6 protein-coding genes and 1 pseudogene are annotated in these 8,430 nt (G+C 61.5%); 3 read left to right on the forward strand and 4 right to left on the reverse strand.

Annotated elements, in window-relative coordinates; all coding sequences use genetic code 11:
• From ACPEH8_RS18750 to aceE, 4 genes and pseudogenes are all read right to left on the reverse strand, one after another.
• Positions 1–247: pseudogene (locus ACPEH8_RS18750) on the reverse strand (DUF1153 domain-containing protein); the annotation flags it as partial.
• Between the two features lie 58 nt (positions 248–305).
• The gene (locus ACPEH8_RS18755; protein WP_423667794.1) at positions 306–1,400 is read right to left on the reverse strand and encodes a hypothetical protein; all 1,095 of its coding nucleotides are present in this window, start codon (positions 1,398–1,400) and stop codon (positions 306–308) included.
• Between the two features lie 14 nt (positions 1,401–1,414).
• The gene (locus ACPEH8_RS18760; protein WP_423667797.1) at positions 1,415–2,587 is read right to left on the reverse strand and encodes a hypothetical protein; all 1,173 of its coding nucleotides are present in this window, start codon (positions 2,585–2,587) and stop codon (positions 1,415–1,417) included.
• A 137-nt stretch (positions 2,588–2,724) separates the two neighbouring features.
• On the reverse strand, positions 2,725–5,412 hold the full coding sequence (aceE, locus tag ACPEH8_RS18765) for a pyruvate dehydrogenase (acetyl-transferring), homodimeric type (protein WP_423667800.1): 2,688 nt from the start codon (positions 5,410–5,412) through the stop codon (positions 2,725–2,727).
• Between the two features lie 481 nt (positions 5,413–5,893).
• Between aceE and ACPEH8_RS18770 the strand changes: the two genes are divergently transcribed.
• The 3 genes from ACPEH8_RS18770 to ACPEH8_RS18780 all read left to right on the forward strand — a co-directional run bounded on the left by ACPEH8_RS18770 (position 5,894) and on the right by ACPEH8_RS18780 (position 7,777).
• Positions 5,894–6,397, forward strand: a complete 504-nt coding sequence (locus tag ACPEH8_RS18770; protein ID WP_136003451.1) for a helix-turn-helix transcriptional regulator — start codon at positions 5,894–5,896, stop codon at positions 6,395–6,397.
• Positions 6,398–6,490: 93 nt separating this feature from the next.
• Positions 6,491–7,288: a siderophore-interacting protein gene (locus ACPEH8_RS18775; protein WP_153164980.1), complete on the forward strand. Its 798-nt coding sequence runs from the start codon at positions 6,491–6,493 to the stop codon at positions 7,286–7,288.
• Positions 7,289–7,345: 57 nt separating this feature from the next.
• Positions 7,346–7,777 (forward strand): hypothetical protein, encoded by a 432-nt coding sequence (locus ACPEH8_RS18780; protein ID WP_136003447.1) that lies wholly within the window; start codon positions 7,346–7,348, stop codon positions 7,775–7,777.
• Positions 7,778–8,430: the final 653 nt, after the last annotated feature.

Consider the following 8,430-nt stretch of genomic DNA (forward strand, 5'->3'; position numbering starts at 1 on the left):
CCGTAGGCTTCCTGCAGGTCTTTGAGCTGGCGCTCGTACTGCTCGCGCACGTCCTCCGGCTTGGCCCGCAGCGCGTTCTCCATGCCGCGCTTGCCGTCTTCAACCCAGCTCTCGATCTCGGCAGGCGTCAGGTCGAACTGGCGGCTGGCCGCAGCCACGGTGGTCTTACCCTGGATGATCTCAAGGACCAGTGCCGACTTGCGACGGCGGTCCAACGCTTGATCTCTTCTTCCATCACTTCGCTCATCGGTGTCTCTTTCGGGGAAAGTAACACCTGAGCAGGAAATCAGTGGGTCATTACACACCTACATGCTGGAGGAGTCAAATTTTGATAGAAAAATTGGTAGCGACGAAAGCAGCGCGGTTACTACAGCGCGGAGCTCGGGCTCAGCATCCTTCGGAAACGATCTAAAGTTGTGGAAGATGTAGTTCCTGAGCGGGTAGAGATACTCGGAAATGCTTTCTCCTGCATCCAGCCCAAGCTTGACCTTGAGCTTGTTACATTCCAACTTGAGGTCACGCAGATCTCCGGCGACGCGGGAATACTTTTCAACAACCAGGTTCAGCCTGGACCTTTCCGAGTTTAGCTCTCCGATCTTTTCAAGTGCACCCCTGATTAGCGACGAGCTGTCTCCTGCCTTCAATATTGATTCTGCTATTTCTTTCTGATGGATTGAAATTACTCGCTCCATCAACAGTTCAACTATCTGATAGAGGTAGAAGAACTGCAAGGCAGCAGATCGAGTTGAGGATACGAATCCATTCAACATCGCCACAACCATGTCATGGTCGTCAGGCATTTTTGTCGAAAGTGTGATCTTGATATGGCCTTGATGACCCGCGACCTCGACCCATGCTCCGCTCACATCCACCTCTGGCGCACAGATGGCATAACCCTGACTGACTAGCGAGGGTAAGGCACGCCTTAGCTCAAAATCATGCCCCTCCTTCAAAGTCGCCCGAGAGATCACAAGAATAACCGAGTTCTCCCCGAGCATATTCAAGATGTCAAGTTCTGACAGCTCCGAGACCTCCAGCTCTGTAGTAGCCTGAACCATCTCCACAGCCTTCATCATCGCAACATAGGCGTAGTTCAAAAAGTGGGGGTCTGCTGCAGAATCATGCTCGTCTGAAACCAGACTTAGGACTGGGATTGCCCAGCCGATCCTGGCTCTGTCTCCAGCAATCTTACTAAAGACTTGCTTTACGTCATTCTCCCTGACGTCCGGGCGTGTCAGCAAGTATGTATCGAAATCATCCGGGCGAGATGTCGCGCCCAATTTTAGCGGCGTAGCCACCCGAACTCGCACTTTGCCATCGATCTGGACGCCAATTGAGCTCCCGTCAAAATTGACAATATACGGGTAAGGCTTTCCTTCAAATGTAAATGAAGCCGGCATAGTTCACTCCTGTGCTACATATTCTGTCCCTGATACTTACGGAGTGCCGCCTTACTTGACGCAATGATATCAAGATGGGCATCCCCTTCCTTATTGAATATTTCTCGGAAGAAGTAGCTAAAGTACGAGCGCTGAGCGTTGCCGATCTTCTTTGCGTTATCCTTCAACCACGCCATCGCGGAATTCACCTCTTCGAGTGCTTCCGTCGCATCGGCAATTGATAGCTTTCCGATACTCTCTACAATCTCATCAAAATCTTTTACTAATTTAAAGTCAATCAATCTACCGATTGCCGCACCAAAGCCAGACATTACTTGTGGCTTCTTGAAAACCTGAACAAACGTGCGGCCAAAGGGACTACTATTCTTGTCCAGGTATTCCTGTCCAAGTTCAACATCCCCCGAGATTGCATGAAGCCTATTGATGAATGCCGAGAATCCCTTCAAGTACTCCTCAAAAAGTTCGGTAGATTGATTCTCTTTTGAAAGCTTCTCGAGACTCCCGATATTTTCCAGAAGATCCGATTTATCGATGGGAAGCTCATCTCTATCTAGGTAGGAATTGAAGCCTTCCACTATATCTTTGAAGTTGTATTGATTAAGCCCCGATGCAGACCTCCCGTCCGCCTCTCGGATCAGCTCGATTCCATCACGAACCTTGTCAAGATAGTCGAGGTACAAGATCTCTATCTGCTGCCGAAGGGACATCGGAGTCTGCCCCGTGTTTAACGTCAGCATTCTATATAGGATCCCCAGCCTATTGATCCCGAAGTAAACCTCCATACGAATCTTCGATTGGAGTAGCTCCTGCAACTCGGATTCGTTGCCTTCGAGCCTCAGTTCAGCCAGGACATCGAGAATGGTGTAGGTTCGCTGCAGCCCATCAAGAATGACCAAGCTTTCCTTGTGTGCATCAAGAAACCTTTCGAACGACGAAAGATCATCTTCGGCAATTTGGTCTTCAGCGGTCGCGGTGAGCGCTAGCACGACAGGGGGAATCACGCATTGCTTGCGAAGGTCATGGCGAAGCAGTGAGTAGACTGTCTTTGACGAGCTAACGCGCTTTCTTTGAAACTCGTTCTTCTTCAGAACTGGCTCGACAAGTCGCGAATACTCTCCAATCTCCACTTCGAAAAGAACATTAAAGGCATCGATCCGTGAATCCTTAAGGCAAAGAACTGCTCTCACTTGCGCCTCCTTTTTGGCGTGACTTTAACTTGACGTTTCGTGCATGCTAATTATTAGGTTGATTGGACCGACTGTCTACAAGAAAAAAGGCGGCCGTTGGCCGCCTTCTTCCTACAAGTACATGCACCTATCCAAAATCAAACCCCAACAGGATTAGCCTTCTCAGGATCAATCTTGTACTGCTTGATCGCCCGAGCCACATCCTTTCCGGTCATCTTCCCTTCCTTGGCCAGCGCTGCAATCGCGGCGTGCGCGATGTAGTACCGGTCAACCTCGAAGAAGCGGCGCAGGTTGGCGCGGGTGTCCGAGCGGCCGAAGCCGTCGGTGCCCAGGGCGGTGTAGGACATCGGCATGAAGGCGCGGATCTGGTCGGCGTAGGCGCGCACGTAGTCGGTGGCGGCAATGGCCGGGCCCTGGCGGCCTTCCAGCAGCTGCGTCACGAACGGCACGCGCTGGTCGGCTTCCGGGTGCAGGCGGTTCCAACGCTCGGCGTCGAAACCATCGCGGCGCAGTTCGTTGAAGCTCGGGCAGCTCCAGATGTCGGCGGTGACGCCAAAATCCTTCTCCAGCAGTGCGGCCGCTTCAATGGCTTCGCGCAGGATGGTGCCCGACCCCAGCAGCTGCACGCGCAGCTCGCCCTTCTTCGGCTTGCCGGCGTCGGTGAGCAGGTACATGCCCTTGACGATGGACTCCGCTGCACCTTCCGGCATTTCCGGGTGGGTGTAGTTTTCGTTCATCAGGGTGATGTAGTAGTACTCATCGATCTGGTCTTCCATCATGGCCTTGGTGCCGTGCTGGAGGATCACCGTCACTTCGTAACCGAAGGTCGGGTCGTAGCTGCGAACGTTGGGAATGCCGCCGGCGAACAGGTGGCTGTGGCCGTCTTCGTGCTGCAGGCCTTCACCGTTCAGGGTGGTGCGGCCGGCAGTGCCGCCGAGCAGGAAGCCGCGGGTACGCATGTCCGCTGCCTGCCAGGCGATGTCGCCCACGCGCTGGAAGCCGAACATCGAGTAGTAGATGTAGAACGGCAGCATCGGCACGTTGGAGACCGAGTAGCTGGTGCCGGCCGCCATCCAGGAGCTGATGGCGCCCGGCTCGCTGATGCCCTGCTGCAGCACCTGGCCGCTCTGGTCTTCGCGGTAGAACATGAGCTGGTCGGCGTCGACCGGCTTGTACTTCTGGCCGAACGGGGCGTAGATGCCGATCTGGCGGAACAGGCCTTCCATACCGAAGGTACGGGCTTCGTCGGCCACGATCGGCACGATGTGCGGGCCCAGTTCCTTGTCGCGCAGGGTGATGTTCAGGCTCTGCACGAAGGCCATCGTGGTGGAGTAGCTGCGCTCGCCGCTGCTCTTGAGCAGGCGCTCGTAGGTTTCCAGCTTCGGAGCGTTGAAGCTCTTGGTGGCCTTGCGGCGACGCTGCGGCAGGTAGCCGCCAAGCGCGGCGCGACGCTCCTGCAGGTACTGCACTTCCGGCGAATCCGGGCCCGGGTGGTAGAACGGCACCTGGCCATCGGCCAGCTGTGCGTCGGTGACCGGGATGTTGAAGCGGTCGCGGAAGTGCTTGACGGCTTCGTCGTCCAGCTTCTTGGTCTGGTGGGTGGGGTTGAGCGCCTCGCCGGCGCTGCCCATGCCGTAGCCCTTGACCGTCTTGGCCAGGATCACGGTCGGCATGCCCTTGGTGTTCACGGCCTGGTGGTAGGCGGCGTACACCTTGTGCGGGTCGTGGCCACCCCGGTTGAGGCGCCAGATGTCGTCGTCGGACAGGCCGGCCACCATCGCAGCGGTTTCCGGGTACTTGCCGAAGAAATGCTCGCGCGTGTACGCGCCGCCGAAGGCCTTGCAGTTCTGGTATTCGCCGTCGACGGTTTCCATCATCAGCTTGCGCAGGACGCCGTTGGTGTCCTTGGCCAGCAGGGCATCCCAGTAACCGCCCCACAGCAGCTTGATGACATTCCAGCCGCCGCCACGGAACACGCCTTCCAGTTCCTGGATGATCTTGCCGTTGCCGCGCACCGGGCCGTCGAGGCGCTGCAGGTTGCAGTTGACGACGAAGATCAGGTTGTCCAGGCCTTCACGGCCAGCCAGCGCGATGGCGCCGAGGGTTTCCGGCTCGTCGCTCTCGCCGTCGCCGATGAAGCACCACACCTTGCGGTCGGACTTCTCGATCAGGCCACGGTTTTCCAGGTAGCGCATGAACTGCGCCTGGTAGATGGCGGCCAGCGGGCCCAGGCCCATCGACACGGTGGGGGTCTGCCAGAAGTCCGGCATCAGCCACGGGTGCGGGTAGCTGGAGAGGCCACCGCCGTCCACTTCCATACGGAACTTGTCGAGCTGCTGCTCGTCGATGCGGCCTTCCAGGAACGCGCGGGCGTAGATGCCCGGGGCGCTGTGGCCCTGGATGAAGAGCAGGTCGCCCGGGTGGTTGTCGCTCGGGGCGCGCCAGAAGTGGTTGAAGCCCACGTCGTACAGCGTGGCGCCGGAGGCGAAGCTGGCGATGTGGCCGCCCAGGTCGCCCGGCTTGCGGTTGGCACGCACCACGGTGGCCATTGCGTTCCAGCGGATGATGGAACGAATGCGCCATTCCAGTTCGGCGTTGCCCGGGCTCTTGGCCTCCAGGGTCGGCGCGATGGTGTTCACGTATTCGGTGGTGGGAGAGAACGGCAGGTAGGCGCCCGAACGACGGGTCAGTTCCACCATGCCTTCCAACAGTTGATGCGCGCGCTCGGGGCCCTCGACATCAATAACGGCCTTCAGCGACTCGATCCATTCCTGGGTTTCCACAGGATTCGGGTCGTTGTTCAGCACCTCGTTCAACCAGTTCATTTGCGCTCCCATGACCGCACGCACGCGCGCGACTGTTTTAGATTTCTAGCCGCAAAGTGTAGCGCACGATAGGCTTTGCGCACTTCGCTACGCCTGCGTATGGAAGGGCGCGGGGCTGTCCTGGCGGACAGTGCGCGACAGCGCGCGGAGGGCGGCAAGCAGGTTCCACACGCACGCTGAGCATCGGCGAAGGCGATGACACGGCGGCGACGGGAGGACACCGCTGGACAGGCCGCACGCGGGGAATGGCTGTTTTTCAGGCACGCGGCGGGGGTGGGTGGGCCGGACCCGTGGCCGGTGGGGCGTTGGCGGCCGCCGTGGAACCTGGCGCGTGATGGGTTGCCCGCGTCCACTGTTCCATCAGACACACGCACCGTCGCACGGCCGAATGAGCTGAACGCATCCCTGCCGCGCGTGCGCCACTGCTGGCTTGCCGAAGGTTTTCGATATATCGTTACGTCACTTCATTCGATATATCGAAATGACCTCTGCCCGCGATCTCGACCGACCTGCCCGCCCGCTGACCGCCCGGCCCCTCAGCCGTGGCGACCTGCGGCTGCTGGTGCTGTCACTGCTGGCGGAGCAGCCGCGCCACGGGTACGAGCTGATCCAGCTGATCAGTGACATGTTCGTGCGGGCCTATACGCCGAGCGCAGGCTCGATCTACCCGGTGCTGGCGCAGTTCGAGACGGCCGGCTGGGTGAACGCGGTGGAGGATGGCGGGCGCCGGCGGTATCGCCTGAGCGCGCTGGGCCAGACTCACCTGGCCGCCGAGCGCGAGGAGGTGGACGCGGCGTTGCAGCGCGTGCGCCACAGCGCGCGGGCGATCACCAAGGCCAACCTGCCGCCGGTGGTGCGCGAGGCGCTGCGCGAGCTCAAGCATGCGCTCGGCCTGTGCCACGGGCGCTGGCAGGACGACAGCGCCGCCGAGGTGGCGCAGGCCCTGCGCGAGGCCGCCGCGCGGGTGCGCGAGCAGGCGCGTTGATCCCCCTTCTTCTTTCACGACCCAGCCAGCCTCCGCCCGCCAGGTCCACCCTCCCCTTCGCCGCCGCTGCGGCACCGAAACAGGATTGCTCCGATGGCTCTGCATGAACACCGACTGCTCCGTCATACCGTGAAGTTCCGCCCGCTGCAGGTGCTGCGCACCGAGGAAATCAGCCCGTGCATGCGCCGGGTGATCGTGGGCGGCGAGGCGCTGGCCGGCTTCGATTCGCCCTCGCCGGATGACCACGTGAAGCTGTTCTTCCCCAATGCGGAAGGCCAGTTCGTGGTGCCGACGATGACGCCGGAAGGCCCGCGCTACCCCGAAGGCCAGGTGCCGTCGCCGGCACGCGACTACACGCCGCGCTGGTGGGACCTGGAGGCCGGGGAACTGGCGCTGGACTTTGTGATGCACGGGCATGGGGTGGCGTCGAGCTGGGCCGCCAATGCGCAGCCAGGCGATGCGATTGCGGTGGGCGGGCCGCGGGGTTCGCATATGACCGCGCAGGATTTCGACACCTATGTGCTGATTGGCGATGAGACGGCGCTGCCGGCGATTGGTCGCTGGCTGGAGACGCTGCCGGTGACGGCGCAGGCCGATGTGTATATCGAGATTCCCGAATCGGCCGACCGCCAGGCACTGCCGGAGGACGACCGCATCCGGGTGTCGTGGCTGGAGCGCAATGGCTTCGATGCGGTCAGCAGTACGCTGCTGGAGGACGTGCTGACCGATTTCGAGACGCCCGACGGCGACACGTTCTACTGGATCGCGGCCGAATCGCGCCGGGCCCGGATGATGCGCAAGTACATCGAGGGCCATCTGGGGGTGCCGAAGGCGTGGATCCGCTCGACCGGTTACTGGAAGGCCCACGCCGACGAGCACGACGGCGACTGAGCCGCGACGGGCAACGGCCGCGGATGCGACAATCGCATTTTGGGCCGGTGCCTTTCCATGCAAGCAGTTTCTCCTTCGGCACTGGCCGACCTGATCGACCGTGCCGAGCGCGCCGACGCCCCGCTGGATGCCGCGCTGGTGGCGCTGGCACCGTCGGTGGGCGGCAATGTGGCGCCGCTGCGTGCGGCGCTGGTGCCGCTGGCGCAGTCGCAGTTGGCGCTGGTGAAGGCCAATGCCGATATCGCGCTGGTAGCCGATGAGCTGCGCCGCTACCAGAAGTACGCGCTTCCCGGAAAGCCGAGCCTGCAGATCGTGCAGTTGCGCAAGCAGCAGGCAACGGTGAAGCAGGCGGCGCTGATCGCGCGGCAGAATTACGCGCAGGCCACCCATGCATTCCTGCGCGACAGCGGGCTGACGGCCCCGGCACGGCGCACCCCGACCGATTTCACCACGCTGTGGCTGGGCAAGGTCGCTGCCGCGCTCGCATAAAGCACGGCCGCGCCGGGGTGTCGGGCGTAGCGCGATGATGGGCTATCGGTGCCGGAACGGACGGCAGCCGAGCAGAGCTCGGCTCTACGGGGCTGGCGGGCGTAGCGCGATGATGGTGCCTGCCGCACCTGTAGAGCCGGGCTCTGCCCGGCTGTCGCGCGCAGCGCGATGGTGGGCTATCGGTGCCGGAACGGACGGCAGCCGAGCAGAGCTCGGCTCTACGGGGCTGGCGGGCGCAGCGCGGTGGTGTCGGTGCCGCATCTGTAGAGCCGGGCTCTGCCCGGCTGGCGCGCGCAGCGCGATGATGGGCTATCGGTGCCGGAACGGACGGCAGCCGAGCAGAGCTCGGCTCTACGGAGCTGGGGCGCGTAGCGCGATGATGGTGCCTGCCGCACCTGTAGAGCCGGGCTCTGCCCGGCTGTCGCGCGTAGCGCGATGAAGGGTTAGCGGTGCCGGAACGGACGGCAGCCGAGCAGAGCTCGGCTCTACGGGGCTGGCGGGCGTAGCGCGATGGTGTCAGTGCCGCATCTGTAGAGCCGGGCTCTGCCCGGCTGTCGCGCGCAGCGCGATGATGGGCTATCGGTGCCGGAACGGACGGCAGCCGAGCAGAGCTCGGCTCTACGGAGCTGGGGCGCGTAGCGCGATGATGGTGC

It is taken from the genome of Stenotrophomonas sp. NPDC077461 (assembly GCF_049545475.1).
Lineage (GTDB): Bacteria > Pseudomonadota > Gammaproteobacteria > Xanthomonadales > Xanthomonadaceae > Stenotrophomonas > Stenotrophomonas nematodicola.

Bases quoted from the DNA above. Each gene is read 5' to 3' on its own strand.
- ACPEH8_RS18755 (WP_423667794.1), bottom strand. From the start codon at position 1,400: ATGCCGGCTTCATTTACATTTGAAGGAAAGCCTTACCCGTATATTGTC.
- aceE (WP_423667800.1), bottom strand. From the start codon at position 5,412: ATGAACTGGTTGAACGAGGTGCTGAACAACGACCCGAATCCTGTGGAA.
- ACPEH8_RS18770 (WP_136003451.1), top strand. From the start codon at position 5,894: ATGACCTCTGCCCGCGATCTCGACCGACCTGCCCGCCCGCTGACCGCC.
- ACPEH8_RS18775 (WP_153164980.1), top strand. From the start codon at position 6,491: ATGGCTCTGCATGAACACCGACTGCTCCGTCATACCGTGAAGTTCCGC.
- ACPEH8_RS18780 (WP_136003447.1), top strand. From the start codon at position 7,346: ATGCAAGCAGTTTCTCCTTCGGCACTGGCCGACCTGATCGACCGTGCC.